Raw genomic sequence first — 21,662 nt, 5'->3', positions numbered from 1 at the left:
CTGAGAAATTTTCAGAATTTTTTCAATTGATGCCGCGGCGTGGTGCGCCACCGAACCCCTTCGGCGCAGGTCTCCCGTTCGGGCGAAACCATCAGATAGGTACCACCGTCAATCAGCACAGCCTTGGGTTTGTCATCGACCGCGACCATTTGCTCCGGCCCCAGAATCGCCCCGTCCATGGTGCGAACACCCTGTAGCGGGACCTGACTGAGAATCTCGCCTACCGTCGCCCATCCTTCACGGGTGCGAATATCCAGCCACCCCTTCAGTCGCCCGTCGTTGCCACCGAGCCGCAGGCCGATGCCGGCAAGAGCTCCGACCACTCCCTGTCCGGTGCCGCCATGTTCGGAGAGATGCACGCCCAACTGACCCGCCAGTTCATAGGCCATCTGTTTGTTCAGGACTTCTTCCTTGGCTTTGCGGCCAAACGTCACAACCGCATCCTGGTCCGGCAACTGATCCACAACGGCGACACACAATCCCGGATCGGATCCGGGCGCGCTTTCCCGCTCAAGGTAGTCGCTCGCGTAGTCGATGAGCGGCTGCAGATATTCCGGAGCGATATCCGCCTCGAAACACATGGAACTGTTGTGCGAGGTATAGGGTACATCGGGATGCACCAGCAGTTGGTGCCGGGTCACGAACAGACTCTGTCCCCATCGGCGGTTCTGAAGTTCTTCGGCAAGTTCGGTCGCCAGATCACCGGTACCGCGCGATTCGAGGTTATCGGTATCATCGATACATACCAGAATTTTCATGGTTCACACTCCCCGCGGCTATCAGCCGCCATATCTTCTCTGAAACGTTGCCGTTCGGGCAACGGAACACACAACGGACTAACGCACGACGCCGTAGGCCCTGAGCCGCCGCACGACCATCGGAATCATCAAACCGGCCGCCACGCCAAAAATGATGGCGCCCCCTGCTTCCAGGAGGGAACGCTGCAGATTCACCACGTGGTCCATGCCGATCATCCTGTTGATGGCATACACGGTAAAAAACTTGGTGGATGCCGCGGCGGCCGCTACCAGGGCGCACAGCAGATAACTGCCGAACAGTCCCGGCAGGAGCAGGGCGGCCAGATCGATCACGAGCCCGGCCAGCACATACTTGACGATAATGAAGGGACCGACCTTGGCGAAGCCGAGAAACATGGCCGCGGTTCCGGCCAGCAACCCGGTGAAACTTGCCCCGTAGCGACAGGAAGTGCTGCCGCGACCCAGCATCAGGAAAAAAATCTTGGTAATCATGGCATGCCCGGATACATGCAGGTGCAGTCGCAGGAGCATACGCACCAGTACTGCGAATACGGCACAGAAACCAAGGAACAGCGCATCCTTGAGGGGCAGATGCAAGCTATTGGACAAACGCGCGGCAAGTTGCTTCATCATGCAACAAGACTCCTAGTCCCCGGGCCAGCAGGTGCGCCGGGAGTAAAGCCCGAAATCCCGGGCGCGGGCGGCCAGGGCGATATTCCCTGCCAAAGCCATCCCCTGTACAACGGCCGGCACCACGACACAATGCACCAGATCCGGCCAGTTCCATGGTTTCAGCAGGTCTCGCGGCAAAATCCTGGCGCCGCGCAACACCTGCCCTTCGTAGATATCCCGAAACTCTTCCAGCAAATGCGGGGCGAACTTGAGACAGGTAGCCAGCACGAAGGAAACATGCCCCGGCATGACGCGGTTCATGGCGCGGACGATCTTGGTCTGGGATGTGGTCTTGGCGAATATCATGGTCGGCCAGAAGGCCAGAAAAAGTTGCCAGGAGATCAATAGACCGTCCCAAATGCCCTCCAGGGATCCGAAGCGGATAATATACAAAATGACGATGGTAGAGCTCTGCAAGACAAAATAGCGCCCCTGCCGCCACCATGACACACCCTGCGGGCGAAGCAGTAAAAACACCACGGCGTTGGCGGCAGTAAGAGCGCCGAGAAAAACCCCGCTGCGCGCCACGAAAGCTACACAGGAAAGGGTCAACGCCAGCAGCATCTTGACCCCTACCGGCAGCGAGATCCCCTTGCCAGGCTCAGCGGGTCCATCATCACGGCGATGGCCCTGGGCCAAGGCCGTATGCAATCGGGAGAAACTATCGCCAGCCAATGCGTCCCCCCTCGATATGCAGGTGCCCGTCGGCCAGACCCGGAACCTGCTCCGGATCATGGGAGGTGATCACCAGGGTAACACCGCGTTCCCGGCTCCAGCTGTCCAGAACGTCCATGACATCCCGCTGTCGGGCACCGTCGAGACCGGCGAAGGGATCATCCAGAAAAAGCATCTCTGGAGCGGGCGCCAAAACCGAAGCGATGGCGACCAGGTGTTTCTGCCCATAACTGAGTTTATGCGGCGAAGCATCGATAAGATGTTCGATGCCACACAAGCGCAGGGTTTCCTCGATACGGGCGGCCCGATCCGCCGCCGGCCAGCCAAACCGCTTGAGAGGAAAGGCAATCTCCTCGCGCACGGTATTTTCAAAAATCTGTTTTTGGGGGTTCTGGAACAGGCAGCCAAGTCGCCGGCGCAACAAACGGGGTTCCGGTTCGCCATCGAAGATGCGTATGCTGCCACGACCTGGCTTGAGGAAACCGGCCAGCACCCGCAGCAAGGTGGTCTTGCCCGTGCCGTTCATGCCGGTGACGACCACGCACTGTCCCCGGTGGATATCAAAGCAGACATCTTTCCAGACCGGTACCGTTCCATGTCCCGAAAAAGACAGATCCCGCACCTGCAAAAGAGCCGGCGCATCGGCAAAATCCGTCCCAGCCTGGCCAGCCGAAATCGCGGGCGGCGCTTCAGGCGCCTGCCAGCGCCCCGGGAAGAGCCTTCCGTTGCCGTCCATCTGCCAGAAACGATCCACCACCTCGAGCAACGGACCGGGGCGGTGCTCGCACAACACGACTGCAACCCCGCGGGCCTTCAAATCGGACAGGACCCGGCAAAGAGCCGCCAGACCCTGCGGATCGAGTTGCGCAGCCGGTTCATCGAGTATCAGCAGTTGCGGCTCCATGACCAGCAACGCGGCCACCAGCAAACGGTATTTCTGCCCCATGGACAGCATGGCGACGGGATAATCGAGCGGCTTGCACAGATCGACCAGGGAAAGCGCGGCCTCCACGCGCGCCGGCATAGCTTGCGGATCAACGCAGAGATTCTCCAGACCAAAAGCGACTTCAGCACCAACGGTCGTTGCCAGAAGCTGGGTTTCGGGATTCTGCAGAACCAGTCCGACGCGAACCTCTCTAGTGTCGGGCGTTCCGAAGCGGTCGATCGTCCCGGAACAGTCCACACTGTCCAGCAGTCCCTTCAGCGCCAGCGCCACGGTGGTTTTACCGGACCCGGTCGGTCCGGTCAGGCAATAACAGCACCCGGCTTCGATCTCCAGGTTGACGTCCTGCAAAACAGCTGTGCCGGTGCCTGGATAAGCGTAGGAAAAATTCTGCAACTGCAACAGCACAACCATCCTCGTTGATCCCGCCTTCGAGCCCAAAAAGCGTTTCTTCCGGCACATCGCTACCCGTAGCCCGGGCGGAGGGGGATCTTCAATACGTTATTAATGGCGGACTATATCGAACCTCTAGGAGCAAGTCAAACACTTCCCCACGAACAAGCGCTTACCCGCAAACACAAGCATCCGGACATCAGGTATCCACAGCTGGCGCGAGACGCCCCTCCTATGCCCGGCATGGTTTCATCATAACCGGAAACGGCATTTCAAATCCATCTCGCCCCGAGACAACAGTCGGCCGGCACCCCGAGGGTGCCGGCCGACTGTTGTCACCAACAAATACAGGATTCAAAAACTTCCTGATGATCAGAACTTCCAGGTCACCCCGCCGTACATGGCACGGCCGGCATGGGGAATGCCATAGCTGGTCACGTAATCCGCATCAAAGGCATTGTGGATGCCGAAATACAGATCCAGCGCGTTCGCCACTTTTTTGCTGAGCCGGAAATCGAACACCAGGTATTCCGGTATGCGCTTTTTGATCGTAACATCATCGTTGTAGGTATAGGCGTTGGCCACCCACATGGCGCTGCCGTAAACACTCATGTTCCAGGGCAGCTGGTAGGCCGCTTCCAGCACCACCTTGTGTTCGGGTCTATTCTGAAGCTGGTCGCGGTTGCTGTCGGAACTTTTATCCTCGCTGTGCAGGTAGGAATAACTGGCACGCAGCAACAATTCGTCGAAATAACGGTTTTCGGCCGCCACTTCCACGCCGTAGAATTCGTATTTTTCGTAGTTTTGCACCTGAACTTCGCCATCGGGCCGTTCAATGAAATCCTCAATGTCCATATAAAAACCGGTCAGTGAAACCGTGGTGGCGGCAGGCAGGTCCTGCTCGAAGCCGACTTCGGTGTTCCAGGTCACCTCGGCATCCAGATCCAGATTGCCCCGTTCCGGATCATACAGATCGCGCAGGGTCGGGAAGCGGATCTTGCGGGCATGGGAGGCCTTCAGGCGGGTTCCGTCGAAAAGGTCGTAGCGCAGACCGACAAGGTAGGTGTAGTCCCCATCGGACTTGTCCGCCCGGTCCTGCCAGTGGTAACCGCCCCCAGCACCAGACCGAGTTTGGGCAGCGGAGTGACCTCGTATTCGAATGTCGTGGCATACAGCTGAAAGTTACCGGAAGCATCCACCGTCGAAAGCCTGCCGCGGTTGTTGACGGAAAAACCCAGGGCTTCATAGTCGTTGTTTTCGTACATAACACCCAGGGTCGCGACACCATATCGCTGCATGTCGTAACGCAGCTGGCCATTGATCCCGGAAATCTGGGTTTCGGCATCGGTGCGGGAGGTCCCCGGCGCCCCGGCGCCCTGCGTCTCGTAATCCGAGAGGTAGCGGTTTTCAAGGGTGTTTAGCTTGTTGTAGTAGGCCCAGCCCTTGAAGCTCAGGGGTCCCTTGAAATCGTGATCCAGCGCCAACTGCGCGTTGAACCCTTCGTCCTCCTCACGCTCGTAGCGCAGGTTGGGGGCAAAATCATCCTCCACGGCTACCGGAGGCTTGCCAAAATCACTCTTGAGATAATTTACCGTCATCCCGATCAGGGTGGCGTCGGTGGGAGCGAAACCGATATTGGCGAACAGATTGTCCCGCTCGTAATCGCTGTTTTCCCGCTCACCGCCATCCTCGGTGCTGCTCGGCGAAAAATGATCGGAAAGTTCCCAGTAGTCCCTTTCATAGAGGCTGCCGCTGACAAACACATCATACCGGTCCGCACCGTAGCCAGCGGTGGCGCGCAGCAGTTGCGTATCGCCTTCGGCAAGTTCAACCCCGGCGGAACCATGGGCTCCCCTGGCGCCTTTCTTGGTGATAACATTGATAACCCCGGCGTTGCCGCCGGCGCCGTAGAGGGACGAAGCGCCGCCGGTGGTGACCACGATCTCGGCGATATTTTCCACCGAGATCAGGTTCGGCGCAAACTGGCCATCGGAGGTGGCGTTGAAGGGGGTACCGTTGAGCAGCAACTTGACATGCCGGGTGCGCAATCCGCGGATATCGATGCGCGGCGTACCGTCACCGCCGACACGGACCGTCACCCCCGGCAGCAGATTGATCGCCTCATCCAGGGTGCGCACACCACGCTTCTGGATTTCTTCGGCGGTCACCTTGTGCGTAACACCCACCGATTCGACAACCGAAGCCTCACCGGACACGACAACCTCGCCGAGCCGGTACACCTCTTCGTCAGCTGTCGCGGCCTGTAAATTCGCCGCACCACCGGCCATCATGGCCCCGACCAACATCGCGGCCAACCGTACTTTGATTGACTTCATTTCCGAGTTCCTCCATCTCCAATTAAATGAGTTCTACCCGACATGGTTCGCCAGAAAACAGGGATTAACCCTATAAAAATAAGAACTTTTTCGCGAAACGCTATCGTTTCGGCAATATAGCGAAGCCTCCACAGCGTTGTCAACTCGTTTACCAAACGATTCCTGACAAAAAACCTGTTTTTTGGAGATTGTTACGCTTTATTTGGGAAAAACCGAACATACGTATTTTTAGTTTTTGAAAGCATCCAGTCCGTATCCTATAATGGGTCACCGCGATGACAGCATCAGCATGGCACCCATTCACCGCAGGGTCAGGAGCTCACCGTGACCAAAAAGATTTTCGTTGCCGCCACCGGCCAGGAATGCGGCAAAACCACCACCAGTATTTCCCTGCTGCACATGGCACGTAAAAAATACCGGCGGATCGGTTTCATCAAGCCGCTGGGCCCCAAACCTACCATTTACAAGGGACGCTGGGTCGATCTGGACGCGGCCCTGATCGCGGAAATCTTCAATCTCGATGAGGATCTCGATTTGATGTCGCCGGTCGTGCTGCAGCCCGAATCGACCCGGCATCTGCTGGATGGCAAGATTTCCGCCGACTCTTTGAAAGATAAAATCGTCGAAGCTGCCGCGGAACTTGCTAAGCGTTGCGACTTTCTGGTGATCGAAGGCGCCGGCCATGTCGGCGTCGGTTCCGTCGCGCAACTCAGCAACCCGGACATGGCGCGGCTGCTGGACGCCCCGATGCTGATGGTCACGAATGCCGGCATCGGCAAGGTCATCGACAACGTACATCTCAACCACGCCCTTTGCCTGCAAAAGCAGGCCGACCTGCGCCTGATACTGGTCAACAAGCTGCTTCGCCCCAAACGTGAGACGGCCCTGAAATATCTGAATATCGCCTTCAGGGATATGCCGTTTCAAATCATGGGCGGATTCAACTACTCGCCCATCCTCGCCAATCCGACGGTCAAACACATCGCCAATCTGCTGAACGCATTCCTCAGGGGAAACCAGGACGCCGCCCAGCACATCATCCACCATGTACATCTCGGCGCGGCCTCCACCCAGCGCGTTTCCGACCTGCTGCAGGAATCGACCCTGATCATTGTCACCAGCACCCGCAACGAATTGCTGGTCACCCTGGCGGCCCTTTACAACATACCGGAATACCAATCCAAAATCGTCGCTCTGGTAATTCCCGGCCTCTATCCCATATCCAAAGTCACCCAGCAGATCCTCGACCGCAGCAACATCCCTTACATGCGGGTGGAAAAGCTCAGCAGCGCCGAAGTCTTCTCGGCCATCGCCAACGACACGGCCAAAATCCACCCCGAGGACAAGGAAAAAATCAGCCTGCTGCAGAAACTCGCCGAAACCGCCATTGATTTCGATGCGATCGATGGGTTGTTCTGACTCCTGCTCCAGGCGCTGTGTCACCGAAGCAGCATGGTCGGCCATGCATTTCCAAATCCTTGCGCGACCCCTCACCGAACAACATTTATCCTTTGTTTTTGCGGTCTGAATTGTTATCGTTTGGGTCTTCCATTCGCGCAAGGACAAACACCCATGGATCCCGATCGTCTAAAAACCTGCCTGATGGCCATCCGCTCCGGCGAACTGTCGGTCGCAGATGGCCTTGACCGACTGACCACCCTGCCCTTCGAGGATGTCGGCGATGCCCTTGTCGATCATCACCGGGGGCTGCGTCAGGGAGCGCCGGAGGTTGTTTTCGGCGAGGGGAAAACCTCCGATCAGATCCTGCGCATTGCCGAGGGGCTTCTCAATGCTGGCAGCAATATGCTGGCAACCCGCCTCGATGCCGACAAGGCTTCGGCTCTGATGAAAGTTTTCCCGGACGCCGAATACGATCCACTGGGGCGCACCCTGACCATCGTCCGCCATCCGCCACAGAGCACGGGGCTCGGCACTGTCCTGGTGGTCTGCGCTGGCACTTCCGATCTGCCGGTTGCACGGGAGGCGGCCACCACTGCGCGCATGTTCGGCAATGCGGTGGAAGAGTTGGTCGATGTCGGCGTTGCCGGCCTGCACCGGCTGCTGGCGCACCTCGACCGACTGCGCAGTGCCTCGGTAATCATTGCCGTGGCCGGCATGGAGGGCGCACTGCCCTCGGTGATCGGCGGGCTGGTGGCCGCGCCGGTCATCGCGGTGCCCACATCCGTCGGCTACGGCGCTGCCCTCGGCGGTGTAGCGGCGCTGCTTGGCATGCTCAATTCCTGCGCGGGAGGTATCACCGTGGTCAACATCGACAACGGTTACGGCGCTGCCTGCGCCGCAAACCGCATCAACCGGAGGCCTCAGCCATGAGCGTATTGTTCCTCGACACCTTCGCCGGCATCTCCGGCGACATGTTCCTCGGCATGCTGATCGACCTGGGCGTACCGCTGGAGGTCATTACCGCCGGACTGGAAAAACTCCCCGTTACAGGTTACCGGTTGCGTCAGGAACGCACCGAACGCCAGCACATCGGCGCCTGCAAAATCGTGGTTGAACACGCGGAACAGCATCATCACCGCACCTGGCGGCAAATCGACGCCATGCTCGCCGACTGTCCGCTAAATCCAGCCGTTATCGGCCTCGCACGCCGCATATTCCGCCGCATCGGCGAGGCCGAAGCCAAAATTCATGACCGCCCCCTTGAAGAAGTACATTTCCACGAAGTCGGCGCCGTCGATTCCATCGTCGACATCGTCGGCGCCGCCATCGGCCTGCATCACCTGAGTCCGGCGCGCGTCATCTGTGCCCCGTTGCCCCTGACCCGCGGCACCGTGGATTGCGCCCACGGCAGTTTTCCACTGCCCGCTCCGGCGACCCTGGAGATCCTGCGGGGGCTGCCCACGGTGGGCGATGCAGCCACCGTGGAACTGGTCACGCCGACCGGCGCCGCCATCGCTGCCGAGATCGCCCGCTTCGGCGACCTTCCGGCGATGACCCTCGATCGTGTCGGCTACGGATCCGGCGACCGGCAGTTGAGCGATCGGCCCAACCTGCTGCGCGGCCTGCTGGGCGTTGCCGACGATCCCTGGGAAGGGGAAACGGACCGCGTGGCAACCCTCGAATGTCACCTGGACGACGCCAACCCCGAGTGGCTCGGCGCCCTCATGGAGCGGTTGCTGAAAGCCGGAGCCCTGGATGTGGGCTTCGCGCCGCTGCAAATGAAAAAAAACCGCCCCGGGGTCCGCCTCACGGTGGTGGCCGAACCCCACAGCGCCGCGATGCTTGCCCGCCACATCCTGCGCGAGAGTACCGCTGGAGGGGTCCGCTGCCTGGAAAGCCGCCGTTTCAAGCTGCGCCGCGATATCCGTAGTGTAAACACGCCGCTTGGCGAGGTCCTGGTCAAGCTGTTTTACGATGGGCAGTGCCTGGTGCGGTTGTCTCCCGAATTCGAAAGCTGTCGGGATCTGGCGGACCGCAGCGGCCGGTCCCTGCCCGAGATCTACCGCCTCGCGGAGCGGTCCGCGGAGGACCTTTTCCCCGTGAAAGGCTGAAGCATGCGTCGTTTTATCCTGTTTTTCGCCAGCAATGCCGGTCTCGGCTATGCTCCCGTCGCATCGGGCACCTTTGGCACCCTGGCCGGCGTCCTGGTTTTCTACCTGCTGGCTCCGCTGCCGGCCGCCATCTACCTGATGAGCTGGGCTGCCCTGCTGTTTCTGTCCTTCTGGATCTGCGACGCCGCCGGTATCATTTACGGGCAGGCAGACGACGGCCGCATCGTCATTGACGAGCTCGTCGGGTATCTGGCGACGGTCGCCCTGCTGCCCTTCTCCTGGCGAAACGCATTGCTCGGATTTGTCTTTTTTCGCCTGTTCGATATCGTCAAACCGCCGCCGGCACGGCAGATCGACCGGCACATGAAAAATGGCATCGGCGTGGTGCTGGATGACGTGGTCGCCGGCCTCTACGGCGCTCTGGCGCTACGACTGGCTTTGAACTGGCTGCCCTGAAAGCTTGCCGGCAAGGAATGCCGCTTAACACACCCAACACGCAACCCCTGGAGCAGTTGTCATGAGTCTGAATATCGCGGTACTGACGACCGGCGACGAGCTGGTCAATGGGGAAATGTCCGACACCAACACCGCCCGTATCGCCCAGCTTCTGGGAGCCTGGGGCTACGCGGTCAGGGAATCCCGCGCGGTCGGTGACGACGAGGCGGAAATCGAAGCGGCCCTGCACGACATGACCGCCAGACGCGAAGTGATTATCGGCACCGGCGGTCTGGGCCCCACCGACGATGATCTCACCGCGCGCGTGGCCGCCCGAACCTTCGGACGGCGGCTGGTGCTCAATGAGGAAGCCCTGGCGCAGATCCGCCGTTTTTTCGAGCAGAAAAACAGGGAGATGCATCCGCGCAACGAAAAACAGGCACTGCTGCCGCAAAAATCCGTCATCCTTCCCAACCGCCTCGGCACCGCACCGGGTTTTTACCTGCGCCACGGCAACTGCGACCTGTTTTTCCTGCCCGGGGTGCCCCGCGAGATGATCGCCATGCTCGAGGAGCAGGTGCTGCCCCGCCTGCAGGAGCGCAGCGGCGGCAGCACCCCCCTGCAGGAACGCATCCTGAAGGTTTTTGGCCTGTCCGAGCCAAAGATCGAGGAACTCTTCGTCCAGGCCCCGCTGGCGCAGGGTGTACAACTGGCCTACGGCGTCGACTTCCCCTTCGTGCATGTCAAGTTGCGCGCCAGTGGCAGTGAAGCCGGTGAACAGCTCGACCGGGCCGAACTGCATGCCCGCAAATTACTGGAACCCTTTGTATTCGCCGTTGGCAAGGAAACCCTGGCGGCCAACGTCGCGCGCATGCTGACCGACGCCAACCTTACACTGGCCCTGGCCGAATCCTGCACCGGCGGCCTGGTCAGCCAGATGCTTACCGACATTCCAGGCGCGTCACGCTTTCTGGAGCGGGGTGCGGTGACCTACTCCAACAGCGCCAAACGGGATTGGCTGCAGGTGCCGGACGAGATTCTGCGCCAGGACGGCGCCGTCAGCCGCGCCTGCGCCCGGGCCATGGCCCGGGGCATAAGACACAGCGCCGGCACCGATCTGGGACTGGCCGTTACCGGTATTGCCGGGCCCGATGGCGGCACCCCGGAAAAACCGGTCGGCACGGTTTTCCTGGCCCTGAGCGCTGCGGATCAGGAGCGGGTGCAAGGCTACCGTTTCAGTGGCGACCGCGAGCAGATCCGGCGCATCTCGGCTTGTATGGCCCTGGAATGGCTGCGGCGCTACCTCGCCGGCGAAAGCTGAAATCCGGCATGCAAACGCTTCGCGCCTTTATTGCCATGCCCCTGGAAGGCACGGTTTTCGACAGGATTGTGAATCTGCAGCGGGAACTTGCCACCCGGCTGCCGATGGTGCGTTGGGTGTCGCCCGAAACCCTGCACCTCACACTGGCCTTTCTGGGTGATATCCCCGAAGAATCGCTTGAAAAAATCGGCACGTCTATGCTATCGATAGGAGATATTTTCGCCCCTGCCGAGGTGCGGATCGGCGGGCTCGGAGCTTTCCCGGATCTGAAACGCCCCAGGGTTGTCTGGCTGGGACTGCAAGGCGACGAGGCGCTGCGCAATCTGCATACGGCTGTCACCGGCATGTTAAGCCGGTTGCAGATGCCGCCGGACGACAAGCCCTTCAGGCCTCACCTGACCCTGGGACGCTGCCGTCAGCCTGACCCGGCCATCGGCCGGCAACTGGCTCCCTTCCTGGACAGGCAATGCGGCCAGCTGCGGTTGACCCGCCTGATATTGTACGAAAGCCGCCTGACGCCACGGGGCGCGATACATCTGCCACGCCGCGAAACGCCGCTGCGGGGTTGAAGGCGCCCGCGAAATGCAAACACATCACCCTTGGAGGATATCCGGATCATGACGACCGACAATCGAGAACGTGCCATCGACCTGGCCATGAGCCAGATCGAAAAACAGTTCGGCAAGGGCAGCATCATGCGCCTCGGCGAGGACGCCGTCGTGCCGGACGTCGCCACCATTCCGACCGGAGCCCTGAGTCTCGATATCGCCCTGGGAGTTGGCGGCATACCGCGCGGTCGCGTTATTGAAATCTACGGCCCGGAATCCTCGGGCAAAACCACCCTGGCGCTGCATATCGTGGCCGAGGCACAGAAAAAAGGCGGCATCGCCGCTTTCGTCGATGCCGAGCACGCCCTGGATATCCACTATGCCCGCAAGCTTGGCGTCCGCACCGATGATCTGCTGGTATCCCAGCCAGATACCGGCGAACAGGCGCTGGAGATCACCGAGGTGCTGGTGCGCAGCGGCGCCATCGACGTGCTGGTGATCGACTCCGTAGCCGCCCTGGTGCCGCGCGCCGAAATCGAAGGCGAAATGGGCGACGCCCACGTCGGCCTGCAGGCGCGCCTCATGTCCCAGGCTCTGCGCAAATTGACCGGCACCATCAGCAAATCCAACTGCTGCGTGATCTTCATCAATCAGATTCGCATGAAAATCGGCGTCATGTTCGGCAATCCCGAAACCACCACCGGCGGCAACGCGCTTAAATTCTATTCCTCGGTACGCATGGACATCCGCAAGATCGCCACCCTCAAGCAGGGCCAGGACGTCATCGGCAGCCGCACCCGGGTCAAGGTGGTCAAGAACAAGGTCGCGCCGCCCTTCAAGGAAGCCGAGTTCGATATCATGTACGGTCAGGGCATTTCCCGTGAAGGCGACGTCCTCGACCTCGGCGCCGATGCCGATATCGTCGAAAAAAGCGGCGCCTGGTATTCCTTTTCCGGAGAACGTATCGGACAGGGTCGTGAAAATGCCAAACAGTTTCTGCGTGAACACCCGGAAACCTGCCAGGCCATTGAAGAACGTCTGCTGCAACATTTCGGCCTGAAACCGGCCGACGTCGCCGCCGAAGAGGCCCAATGACATGGAACTGAACAACATACTGGCCGTCGCCCTTAAAGCCAAAGCCTCGGATATCCACATCAAGTCGGGCCTGCCTCCCATCTACCGCATCGATGGCGCCCTGCGGCCGTTGCCCAAGGCCGACCGGCTCGATGCCGATGGCGTGCGCAACATGGCCTACGGCATCATGAACAAGCACCGCCAGGAACACTTCGAAAAGCATCATGAAGTCGACATGGCCTACGGTGTCGCCGGGCTGGGGCGCTTCCGCGTCAACATCTTCTCCCAGCGCGGCAGCATCAGCATGGTGTTCCGCGTCATCCCCTTCTCCTGCCCGGCTATCGACGACCTGTATCTGCCGCCGGTCATCAAGAAGATCGCCATGGAATCGCGCGGCATGGTGCTGGTCACCGGCGCCACCGGTTCGGGCAAGTCGACCACCCTGGCAGCGATGATCGACTATATCAACACCCAGCGCACCGAGCACATCATCACCGTCGAAGACCCCATCGAGTTTCTGCATCGCGACAAGAAGTGCATCGTCAACCAGCGCGAGGTCGGCAGCGATACCGACAGCTTTGCGGCGGCCCTCAAACACGCGCTGCGACAGGATCCCGACGTCATTCTGGTTGGTGAAATGCGCGACCTGGAGACCGTCGAAACCGCCCTGCACGCCGCGGAAACCGGCCACCTGGTACTGGCCACCCTGCACACCATCGACGCGCCGGAGTCAATCAACCGCATCGTGTCGGTCTTTCCGCCTCACCAGCATCGCCAGATCCGGGCCCAGCTTTCGGGAATCCTCAAGGCCGTCATATCCCAGCGCCTGGTGCCGCGCGCCGACGGCAAGGGACGTGTGCCCGCGGTGGAAGTCATGATCTCCACCGCCCGAACCCGCGACCTGATCGACGACAAGGAAAAAACCAAGCTGCTGCGCGACGCCATCCAGCAGGGATTCGTCGCCTACGGCATGCAGACCTTCGACCAGTCCCTGATGTCCCTGTACCGCAATGAACTGATCACCTTCGAGGAAGCGGTGCGTCAGAGTTCCAATCCTGACGACTTCAAGCTCAAGGCTTCCGGGATCTCCTCGGCTTCGGACCTGAGCTGGGACGACTTTGACAAAAAGGAAGAAAAGCAGCAAGAGGACGAGCAGGACATCATTCGCAGCCATGGCAGCTCAACCTGACGCCTGGAGTTGCGCCTTGCGGCTGCTGTCGCGGCGGGAGCTTTCCGAGGCAGGATTGCAGGAGAGATTGCGGCGCAGGGGGTTTGGCGAAGAGGAAATCACGCAGACCCTGACGCGCTGCCGCGAATACAGGTATGTCGACGATGAACGATTTGCGCGCCTGCGCGCCCGCCAGCTGCTGTCCGCCGGACGCGCCGTCGGCCCCGCCCTGCTGATCGACCTGAAACAACAACGTATCGGCGAAACCGTCGCCCGCGAGGTTATCGCCGCATTGGAGGAGGAATTCAGCCAGGCAGAAATACTCCAGGAACTCTGCCAGCGCCGTTTTCCCGATTTCGACTACCGAACAGCCGATGACCGGACCCGCCGCAGGGTCTTCAACTACCTGCGACGGCGCGGCTTCGCTCCGGCGCTGCTGTTTCAATATTTCACCCAGGAGAGGTAGCATCAAGCTCATGACCGGCAACGAAATCCGCACCCGTTTTCTGCAGTTTTTCCAGCAGCGCGGCCACTCGGTGGTCCCTTCCTCGGCGTTGATCCCGCACAACGACCCGACCCTGCTGTTTATCAATGCGGGCATGAACCAGTTCAAGGACGTGTTCCTCGGCCGGGAAAAGCGCGACTACACGCGGGCCACCTCGGCACAGAAATGCGTCCGCGCCGGAGGCAAGCACAACGACCTGGAAAATGTCGGACAAACAGCCCGTCACCACACCTTTTTTGAAATGCTCGGCAACTTCTCCTTTGGCGACTATTTCAAGCATGACGCCATCACCTATGCCTGGCAGTTTCTGACCGAGGAGATGCGCCTGCCCAAGGACAAGCTGTGGGTCACTGTGTTCCGCGAGGATGATGAAGCCTACGGCATCTGGCGCGACCAGATCGGCATCCCCGAAGAGCGGCTGATCCGCATGGGCGAAAAGGACAACTTCTGGTCGATGGGCGATACCGGTCCCTGCGGCCCTTGTTCGGAAATCCTCATCGACCAGGGCGAATCGATGTCCTGCGGCGCCAACTGTGGCATCGGCGACTGCGACTGCGACCGCTACCTGGAGCTGTGGAATCTGGTATTCATGCAGTTCAACCGCGATGCCGACGGCACCATGAGCCCCCTGCCCAAGCCGTCCATCGACACCGGCATGGGCCTGGAGCGCATCTCCGCCGTCATGCAGGGGGTACAGAGCAACTACGACTGCGACCTGCTGCGCGGCATCATCGCCTATGTCGAGGAACTGTCCGGAAAACGCTACGGCGACGACGCAGCCCACGACATGTCCATGCGGGTCATCGCCGACCACAGCCGCGCCACCGCATTCCTGATCGCCGACGGTGTGCTGCCGAGTAACGAAGGGCGCGGTTACGTATTGCGCCGCATCATGCGCCGCGCCGCCCGTCACGCCAAAATGCTCGGCTTCGCCGAACCGGTGCTGTACCGCACCGCCACCTTCGTGCTGCAATCGATGGCCGACGCCTATCCCGAGCCGGCACAGCGCGCCGATTATGTCGCCAGGATCGTCAAGCTCGAAGAAGAGCGATTCATTCAGACTCTCGACAACGGCCTGCGTATCCTCACCGAGGAAGTCGAGCGCCTCAAGGCCGCCGGGGCCAATACGCTGCCGGGCGGCGTCGCCTTCAAGCTTTACGACACCTTCGGCTTCCCCCTCGACCTGACCGCCGACATCCTGCGGAGTGAAAACGTCATCATTGATGAGCAAGGCTTCGAGGCCTGCATGGAAGAGCAGCGCCAGAAAGCCCGCGAACACTGGAAAGGTTCCGGCGAGGAAGCTATCGCCGGCATCTACCGCCAGCTTGCCGAGGAAGGGATCAAAAGTTTCTTCACCGGTTACGATACCCTGTCGGACCGAAGCGATATTCTCGCCATTTTAGTCGATGGGCAAACGGTCGCCAGTGCGCCGGAGGGGGCCAAAGTCGAAATCGTCACGGCCGCCACCCCCTTTTACGGGGAATCGGGCGGCCAGACCGGAGACCATGGCACCATCACCACCGCCGATGCCCGGGTCAGCGTCCGCGACACCAGAAAACCTCTGCCGGAACTGCTGGTACATGTCGGTGAGGTCGCCTCCGGTACGCTGCGTACCGGCGATGCCGCGACACTTGAGGTCGATGCTGAGCGCCGCCGGGCCACGGCCCTCAACCACACTGCCACACATCTGCTGCAGGCAGCCCTCATCGAGGTGCTGGGCGATCACGTCAAACAGGCCGGCTCGCTGGTAACCCCGGAGCGGTTGCGCTTCGATTTCGTCCACTTCTCGGCCATGACCCCGCAGGAACTGGACAAGGTCGAAACCCTGGTCAACTGCCGCATTCGCCAGAACGCCGGGGTTGACACCCGGGAGATGGCCCACGAAGAGGCTGTCGGCGCTGGCGCCACCGCCCTGTTCGGTGAAAAATACGGCGAAAAGGTCCGCGTGGTACGGGTCGGGGACATCAGCATGGAACTGTGTGGCGGCACCCACGCCCAGGCCTCGGGCGATATCGGCCTGTTCAAGATTTTGCAGGAAACCGGCATCGCCGCCGGCGTGCGCCGTATCGAAGCGGTGACCGGCACCAAAGCCCTGGAGGTGATCAAGGATCAGGAGCGCACTCTCGATCACCTTGCAAACCTGATCAAAACCGATCGCCCTCAGCTCGAAACGCGCCTGCGCAAACTGCTGGAGCGGCAGAAGGAGCTGGAACGGGAAGTGGAATCCCTGCAGGGCAGGCTCAACGCCGACCAGGCCGGCGATCTGCTACGGCAGGCCGTCGCAATCGACGGCGTCAGCGTGGTCTGCGGCCGGGTCGACAATCTCGACGGCAAAGCCCTGCGGGAGCTGGCCGACCAGGTCCGTGAACGGATGACCTCCGGCGTACTGGTCCTGGGCAGCGCTCACGACGGCAAGGCCGGGCTGCTGGTAGCCGTCACCAAGGATCTCACCAGGCGCCTGCAGGCCGGCGCGCTGGTCAAGCAACTGGCCGCCATGGTCGGCGGCGGTGGTGGCGGGCGTCCCGATCTGGCTCAGGCCGGCGGCAGCAAACCCGAATTGCTCGGCGAAGCCCTCGCCAGCGTACCGCAGGTAATTACCGAGGCCCTCAACGCCGCCTGAAGGGCCTCTGACCGGGAGCATCCATGAAAAGCACCGTTATACGTACCGCCGAGCAGGAAGAATATCTGCACCCCAGGCACGACCGTTTTTTCCTGCGGGACGTGGTGACTGCCGAACTTAATCCGGCGCTATCACTGCACCGTGGCCGTATCGAGGCGGGGGGGGAGATCCGCCCCCACGTCCATGAAGGGCAGACGGAAACTTTCTACATCCTCGGCGGCGAAGCCATCTGCACCGTCAATGGTGTGGAACACCGCTTCGGCGCCGGCTGTTGCGTCGTAGCGCCTCCGGGTGCAAACCACAGTCTGAAAAACATCGGTGACGAGCCAGTTGATCTGCTGGCCATCTTTACCCCGCCGCTGAAATAAATGCGCAGAACTCAAACAGCCGACGATGCCATATCGTCGGCTGTTTTTTCACATACTTTGCCGTTGCGGCCTGGCCTCCCCACGTTCGACAAAGCCTCGGCACATATCAGGCGCAGCTACGGACTGACGGACTGCAACGTCTTTTCCTCCGTCGGCCCGCCGCCTTCGATATCCACGCTCTGCATAAGTGAAAGCCTCGCGTAGATGCCGCCGCGACCGATCAGCTCCCGGTGTGTGCCCCGTTCGACAATCTCGCCATGGTGCATGACGAGTATCTGGTCGGCGTTGCGGATGGTATTGAGGCGATGAGCGATGACAAAACAGGTGCGATTGGCCATAAGCCGCTGCAAAGCGTCCTGAATCAGAAGTTCCGTCTCCGAATCGACGCTGGCGGTCGCCTCGTCCAGGATCAGGATGGGGGCATCCTTCAAAAGCGCCCGCGCAATACCGACCCGCTGCTTTTCCCCCCCGCTGAGTTTTACGCCACGTTCACCGACGCGGGTATCGTAACCATCATCAAGCGCCGCTATGAAATCGTGGCAATTGGCGGCTCGCGACGCACACAGCATCTCCGCTTCTGTCGCATCGAGCTTTCCGTAAAGAATGTTTTCTCGCACCGTACCGTTGAACAGAAAGGCGTCCTGGCTGACCACCGCGATCCTGGAGCGCAGCGATTCCAGCGAAAGCACTGAAATATCTTGGGAATCGATAAAAATCCGGCCGCCGGTCGGCGGGTAAAACGCCGGCAGAAGATTCACCAGGGTAGACTTTCCTGCGCCGGTCGCCCCGACCAGCGCGACCATCTGGCCCGGCAGGGCATGCAAACAGATATTTTGCAGGGTGGGACGGGTGCCGTCGTAGCTGAAATCGACATTCTCGAACACCACCTCGCCCCGTACCGGCGTTTTAAGCGGCACGACGCCGCGGTGCGCATGCTCTTCGCTTGCCGTATCCAGCAGATCAAACACGCGCTCGGAGGAGGCCCGTGCAGCCTGCAGCATCTGATTCAGACCGTCCAGCCGGCCGACAGGTTCGTAGAACAGGGTGAGATAGAAAAGAAAGCCGACCAGCTCGCCGATGGTCAGGGTTCCATCCATGACCATGGGTCCGCCGAACCACAGCACCAGCACCATGCCGAGCGACCCGGCAAACGTCATCGCCGGGGTATAGGCCGCCCACACCTTCATGACGCTCAAAACGCTGCGGCGTACGCCATCCGCACCCGCGGCAAAACGGCCAACTTCATAAGCCTGCCGACCGAAGCATTTTATCTGACGGATGCCCTGCAGATTGTCCATCAGCAAGGCGTTCATGGCGCCGATGGCCGCCCGTTGCCTGCGGTAGCGCCGATGTGCCGTCGCGGTGTACCAGAGTGTGCCGGCAAGCAGGATGACCAGCGGTACAAGCGCGAACATCGTGAGCAGGGCATTTTTTGCCAGCAGCACGCAGAGAATCACGGCAACGCTTAAAAACGTGGTCACGGCCCGCTCGATGCCGTCCACCAGCACGCGATGCATCGCTGCCGCATCGTCAACGATCCTCGTCAGCAGATCGCCGGAGGCATGCCGATCGAAAAACCGCACCGGCAGCGATTGCACCCTGGCATAAAGTTCCCGGCGCATATCGAAAATAACATTCTGCCCGAATCGGCTGTTGACCAGGATCCTCAGGGCGTTGAACAGGCCACAGCACAAAAAAGCCCCCAGAAGGCACAGGATGGACGGCAACAACAAGGTCATCTGAGCGCCAACCACGACCTCATCGAGGATGAATTGAGTGATGCGGGGAAAAGTGAAGTAGCTGGCCATGGTCAGAATCGCCAGCAGGATATTCAATACCGCACTGATTTTGTAGGGTTTGACATAAACCAGCGTGCGGCGCAGAAACTCTGCGGTGCCGCGGGATTTGATGGTAGCATTTTCCGAATGCATAGGGGTCCGGGGTAACCTTTATGTTTCTGTGCGACCGTTGTTCTTAACCGCCAGAAGAGCTCTCCCCAAGCGGAAAAAGGTCTGCAAGCCTTCCTGCCGCGGCATCCCGGCTATTTTTTGGGCTTCAGATCCAGGGCGAAGGGGGTCATTTGTTTCAATTTGGCCAGCAGCCCGGGGTCCAGCTGATAAATCTGCAAAAGCAGTTGCGACGCGGGCACCGCCTCCAGGGGTCTGGAGAGCAGGGACGCAAAATGCCGATCCTTCGCTCCCCCATCGATATCGCGACGGGTGAGCATCTCGAAGGGATCCGAATAATCGAGTTCCGGAATCGGCACAATTTTTTCGCTGCCATCGATTGCGGACGGCAGCGCGGCCAGCAACTGCCGGGACTGGTCACGCTCCAGATGCGCTATGCGACACTGCTGCCGCGATGGGGTATTGACCTCGCCGGTCAGTTTCCGGTTGAGGTAAATGCAGCGTTTGCAGTGGTAGGCATCGCAGTTGCGGCAAATCGGCGCATAGTCGAGTTCCAGCAATCGGCTGTTTTCAAGGCGGGGTGTCTCCCCGAAGGCTCCCAGACTGTGCTCCGGACCCTCGTGATAGAACGCCGGGCACAAATAATAGCGGCCGTCGGGAGCAACGGTCAGATGCTCAACGCCGGCGCCGCAGTTATTCATGTTGGTCAGAAAAATCCGGTCGGTGAGCGTGCTGATCTCGATGAAGTTTCCCTTCCGGTATTCGGCGGCAACCCGCTTGCCGATAACCACCATCTGTTCCCGGCAGATTTGAAGCTCCGGTTCTTCGAATTGGGCAAGGTCTTTCAGGATAATGTTGAGCCTGCCGAATTTCCCCATCAGTTGCCGGACCATCCCGGAGAGCTGCCGCAGACGGTCCCTGCCGACGCGCAATATGATATTGGCGCAGGGATTCTCGGCCAGTGCAGGTGCATCCTCCAGCCGGTGATCATCGATAACAAGAACGGTTCCCCCTGCGCAGGGGTTCTGCCCGGGCGGCATGATGCTGATATGGTCAGCACTCTCGACCAGTCTTACATATTCCTCCGGCAGGGGCGAGTCGCCATGAACGAAGTTGATATGCAACCCGTTGCGAATCGCATGATCCACGACCCGGCGCAGCAGCTCCAGGGGCATCAGACCGCTCGACGGGACCGGTTTGACGTCGTAATAACAGAACGACGCGGCAGCAGGTTCCAGGATCACTACCAGGTACTTGATCATTGGCATCGCTCAGAGGCAAGCTTTCGCTTCAGCTTGTACCAGTAATAGTTGTTGGCGCGTACCCGCGCCTTGTGCATGTTGCACAAATAGGTAGCCCGCTGAAAAATCGTATCGGTGTCCGCGTAATCGTAGTTGGCACCCTGACACCAGGCGCATCCCGAGGCGACCTCGCAGGTGCGGCATGCTTCAGAACTCTGCGAGAACCTGTCCAGCGACAGAAACGGCCGCAGTTTATTGAAATCGATGCCGTCCCGGCAATTGCCGATGGTGATGGCCTCTTTCCGGGCCAGGGAGAAGGGGGTAAAGCGATGACACGGATAGAAATGCCCCTGGCAATCCACGGTCAGCATTCTGCCGGTGCCGCACCAGTTGTGGTTGTCCTGTACCGGTTGGCCGATGTGTTCCGAAAAAAACGAACAGGTGTGCTCCGCATACAGAGTCCCGTCAATGATGCGGTCGGCCAGTTCCAGCAACTGCTTTTCGAAAATCCGCTCGTCCCCCTCCCGCCAGACGTCTTCAAAAACCACATTGATGCTTACGTGCCGGATGCCCAAGGCGAACAGATGCAGCACGCTGTCGGCGACATGGGGAAGATCGTCGCTGGCGACGGTCACCTTGGTGCTGGCGCCGGGAAACTGCGCCAGCCATAGCGGAATGTTGCGGGCGGTATCCGCGTAAGAACCCTTGCCTGAGGGGTAAACCCGATGCAGATCGTGCTTTTCGGGAGTGCCGTCGATGGTGATGCCGATACTCAGGTGATCCCTGTTTTTGGCGACAAATTGCTGCACCGCCGGCTTGTCGTACAGAATGCCGTTGCTGGTGAGGCTAAAGCGATAACTCTCCGCCCAGGGATGCTCCTGTTGCCGCTGTTTGTACTCGATATACGCGCAGATCCGGTCGATCAGTCCGATTTCCAGCAGAGGTTCGCCGCCGATAAAATCCCAGACTATCGCCTGTTCAGGGAACAGATCCCGATTTTCGACGAGATAGTCGATCGCCTGTCTGGCAACCTCGAAGTCCATTCTGGTATGCGCGTTCTTGCCGACCAGATAACAGTAATGGCATCTCAGCTGGCAATCCTCGGTCACCATGAAGGTCACGGTTTTTGCCGCGGATTTCATCCAGACCGAAGGCGCTTTTGCGATGTTCTGATTCACCATGGGAA

At 60.1% G+C, this 21,662-nt stretch carries 19 protein-coding genes and 1 pseudogene; 11 read left to right on the top strand and 9 right to left on the bottom strand.

Annotated elements, in window-relative coordinates:
• Positions 1-11: 11 nt before the first annotated feature.
• The 6 genes and pseudogenes from A6070_RS03365 to A6070_RS15935 all read right to left on the bottom strand — a co-directional run.
• Entirely contained in the window at positions 12-758 is a 747-nt protein-coding gene (locus A6070_RS03365; RefSeq protein WP_072287060.1) for a hypothetical protein, read from the bottom strand.
• Positions 759-836: 78 nt separating this feature from the next.
• Positions 837-1,391 (bottom strand): hypothetical protein, encoded by a 555-nt coding sequence (locus tag A6070_RS03360; RefSeq protein WP_072287059.1) that lies wholly within the window; start codon positions 1,389-1,391, stop codon positions 837-839.
• A 12-nt stretch (positions 1,392-1,403) separates the two neighbouring features.
• Positions 1,404-2,105, bottom strand: a complete 702-nt coding sequence (locus tag A6070_RS03355) for an energy-coupling factor transporter transmembrane component T family protein (protein WP_158514015.1) — start codon at positions 2,103-2,105, stop codon at positions 1,404-1,406.
• A complete protein-coding gene (locus tag A6070_RS03350; protein WP_072287057.1) occupies positions 2,092-3,462 on the bottom strand; it encodes an ABC transporter ATP-binding protein in 1,371 nt (456 codons plus the stop codon). The genes A6070_RS03355 and A6070_RS03350 overlap by 14 nt, the downstream gene beginning before the upstream one ends.
• A gap of 351 nt (positions 3,463-3,813) precedes the next feature.
• Positions 3,814-4,596 carry a TonB-dependent receptor domain-containing protein gene (locus A6070_RS03345; protein WP_236718918.1) on the bottom strand — a complete coding sequence of 261 codons (783 nt, stop codon included), beginning with the start codon at positions 4,594-4,596 and terminating at the stop codon, positions 3,814-3,816.
• A 740-nt stretch (positions 4,597-5,336) separates the two neighbouring features.
• Positions 5,337-5,729 (bottom strand): annotated as a pseudogene (locus A6070_RS15935) (TonB-dependent receptor plug domain-containing protein); the annotation flags it as partial.
• Positions 5,730-6,101: 372 nt separating this feature from the next.
• Here A6070_RS15935 and A6070_RS03335 point away from each other — a divergent pair.
• The 11 genes from A6070_RS03335 to A6070_RS03285 all read left to right on the top strand — a co-directional run bounded on the left by A6070_RS03335 (position 6,102) and on the right by A6070_RS03285 (position 17,328).
• A complete protein-coding gene (locus A6070_RS03335; protein WP_072287055.1) occupies positions 6,102-7,196 on the top strand; it encodes an AAA family ATPase in 1,095 nt (364 codons plus the stop codon).
• A 153-nt stretch (positions 7,197-7,349) separates the two neighbouring features.
• Positions 7,350-8,108, top strand: coding sequence for a nickel pincer cofactor biosynthesis protein LarB (gene larB / locus A6070_RS03330; RefSeq protein WP_072287054.1), 759 nt, complete (start codon positions 7,350-7,352; stop codon positions 8,106-8,108).
• Positions 8,105-9,289: a nickel pincer cofactor biosynthesis protein LarC gene (gene larC, locus A6070_RS03325; RefSeq protein WP_072287053.1), complete on the top strand. Its 1,185-nt coding sequence runs from the start codon at positions 8,105-8,107 to the stop codon at positions 9,287-9,289. The genes larB and larC overlap by 4 nt, the downstream gene beginning before the upstream one ends.
• Before the next feature lie 3 nt (positions 9,290-9,292).
• Complete coding sequence (locus A6070_RS03320; protein ID WP_072287052.1) at positions 9,293-9,745, top strand: phosphatidylglycerophosphatase A family protein; 453 nt, start codon at positions 9,293-9,295, stop codon at positions 9,743-9,745.
• Positions 9,746-9,812: 67 nt separating this feature from the next.
• A complete protein-coding gene (locus A6070_RS03315) occupies positions 9,813-11,045 on the top strand; it encodes a competence/damage-inducible protein A (protein WP_072288119.1) in 1,233 nt (410 codons plus the stop codon).
• Positions 11,046-11,053: 8 nt separating this feature from the next.
• Positions 11,054-11,614: an RNA 2',3'-cyclic phosphodiesterase gene (gene thpR, locus A6070_RS03310; RefSeq protein ID WP_072287051.1), complete on the top strand. Its 561-nt coding sequence runs from the start codon at positions 11,054-11,056 to the stop codon at positions 11,612-11,614.
• A gap of 48 nt (positions 11,615-11,662) precedes the next feature.
• Positions 11,663-12,688: a recombinase RecA gene (gene recA, locus A6070_RS03305; RefSeq protein WP_072287050.1), complete on the top strand. Its 1,026-nt coding sequence runs from the start codon at positions 11,663-11,665 to the stop codon at positions 12,686-12,688.
• Between the two features lies 1 nt (position 12,689).
• Positions 12,690-13,856, top strand: coding sequence for a type IV pilus twitching motility protein PilT (locus tag A6070_RS03300; RefSeq protein ID WP_072287049.1), 1,167 nt, complete (start codon positions 12,690-12,692; stop codon positions 13,854-13,856).
• Positions 13,840-14,301, top strand: coding sequence for a regulatory protein RecX (locus A6070_RS03295; RefSeq protein WP_072287048.1), 462 nt, complete (start codon positions 13,840-13,842; stop codon positions 14,299-14,301). Before A6070_RS03300 ends, A6070_RS03295 begins: the two co-directional genes overlap by 17 nt.
• 10 nt (positions 14,302-14,311) lie before the next feature.
• Positions 14,312-16,960, top strand: a complete 2,649-nt coding sequence (gene alaS / locus A6070_RS03290; RefSeq protein WP_072287047.1) for an alanine--tRNA ligase — start codon at positions 14,312-14,314, stop codon at positions 16,958-16,960.
• 23 nt (positions 16,961-16,983) lie between these two features.
• On the top strand, positions 16,984-17,328 hold the full coding sequence (locus A6070_RS03285) for a cupin domain-containing protein (protein ID WP_072287046.1): 345 nt from the start codon (positions 16,984-16,986) through the stop codon (positions 17,326-17,328).
• Between the two features lie 116 nt (positions 17,329-17,444).
• On the opposite strand, the gene A6070_RS03280 is transcribed toward A6070_RS03285, so the two are convergent.
• The 3 genes from A6070_RS03280 to A6070_RS03270 all read right to left on the bottom strand — a co-directional run bounded on the left by A6070_RS03280 (position 17,445) and on the right by A6070_RS03270 (position 21,657).
• On the bottom strand, positions 17,445-19,259 hold the full coding sequence (locus tag A6070_RS03280) for an ABC transporter ATP-binding protein (RefSeq protein ID WP_072287045.1): 1,815 nt from the start codon (positions 19,257-19,259) through the stop codon (positions 17,445-17,447).
• Positions 19,260-19,369: 110 nt separating this feature from the next.
• Positions 19,370-20,503, bottom strand: a complete 1,134-nt coding sequence (locus A6070_RS03275; protein WP_083558694.1) for a CXXX repeat peptide maturase — start codon at positions 20,501-20,503, stop codon at positions 19,370-19,372.
• Positions 20,494-21,657 (bottom strand): radical SAM peptide maturase, CXXX-repeat target family, encoded by a 1,164-nt coding sequence (locus A6070_RS03270; RefSeq protein ID WP_072287043.1) that lies wholly within the window; start codon positions 21,655-21,657, stop codon positions 20,494-20,496. Before A6070_RS03270 ends, A6070_RS03275 begins: the two co-directional genes overlap by 10 nt.
• Positions 21,658-21,662 lie beyond the last annotated feature (5 nt).

The organism is Syntrophotalea acetylenica (genome assembly GCF_001888165.1).
GTDB lineage: Bacteria > Desulfobacterota > Desulfuromonadia > Desulfuromonadales > Syntrophotaleaceae > Syntrophotalea > Syntrophotalea acetylenica.
Note: the sequence above shows the minus strand (reverse complement) of the source record. Positions and strands in the feature narration are given on the sequence as shown.

Excerpts from the sequence above, each read along its gene's own strand:
- thpR (WP_072287051.1), top strand. The coding sequence starts at position 11,054 with ATGCAAACGCTTCGCGCCTTTATTGCCATGCCCCTGGAAGGCACGGTT.
- recA (WP_072287050.1), top strand. The coding sequence starts at position 11,663 with ATGACGACCGACAATCGAGAACGTGCCATCGACCTGGCCATGAGCCAG.
- A6070_RS03350 (WP_072287057.1), bottom strand. The coding sequence starts at position 3,462 with ATGGTTGTGCTGTTGCAGTTGCAGAATTTTTCCTACGCTTATCCAGGC.
- larB (WP_072287054.1), top strand. The coding sequence starts at position 7,350 with ATGGATCCCGATCGTCTAAAAACCTGCCTGATGGCCATCCGCTCCGGC.
- A6070_RS03275 (WP_083558694.1), bottom strand. The coding sequence starts at position 20,503 with ATGCCAATGATCAAGTACCTGGTAGTGATCCTGGAACCTGCTGCCGCG.
- A6070_RS03295 (WP_072287048.1), top strand. The coding sequence starts at position 13,840 with ATGGCAGCTCAACCTGACGCCTGGAGTTGCGCCTTGCGGCTGCTGTCG.
- A6070_RS03280 (WP_072287045.1), bottom strand. The coding sequence starts at position 19,259 with ATGCATTCGGAAAATGCTACCATCAAATCCCGCGGCACCGCAGAGTTT.
- larC (WP_072287053.1), top strand. The coding sequence starts at position 8,105 with ATGAGCGTATTGTTCCTCGACACCTTCGCCGGCATCTCCGGCGACATG.
- A6070_RS03285 (WP_072287046.1), top strand. The coding sequence starts at position 16,984 with ATGAAAAGCACCGTTATACGTACCGCCGAGCAGGAAGAATATCTGCAC.
- alaS (WP_072287047.1), top strand. The coding sequence starts at position 14,312 with ATGACCGGCAACGAAATCCGCACCCGTTTTCTGCAGTTTTTCCAGCAG.
- A6070_RS03320 (WP_072287052.1), top strand. The coding sequence starts at position 9,293 with ATGCGTCGTTTTATCCTGTTTTTCGCCAGCAATGCCGGTCTCGGCTAT.
- A6070_RS03365 (WP_072287060.1), bottom strand. The coding sequence starts at position 758 with ATGAAAATTCTGGTATGTATCGATGATACCGATAACCTCGAATCGCGC.
- A6070_RS03300 (WP_072287049.1), top strand. The coding sequence starts at position 12,690 with ATGGAACTGAACAACATACTGGCCGTCGCCCTTAAAGCCAAAGCCTCG.
- A6070_RS03270 (WP_072287043.1), bottom strand. The coding sequence starts at position 21,657 with ATGGTGAATCAGAACATCGCAAAAGCGCCTTCGGTCTGGATGAAATCC.
- A6070_RS03360 (WP_072287059.1), bottom strand. The coding sequence starts at position 1,391 with ATGATGAAGCAACTTGCCGCGCGTTTGTCCAATAGCTTGCATCTGCCC.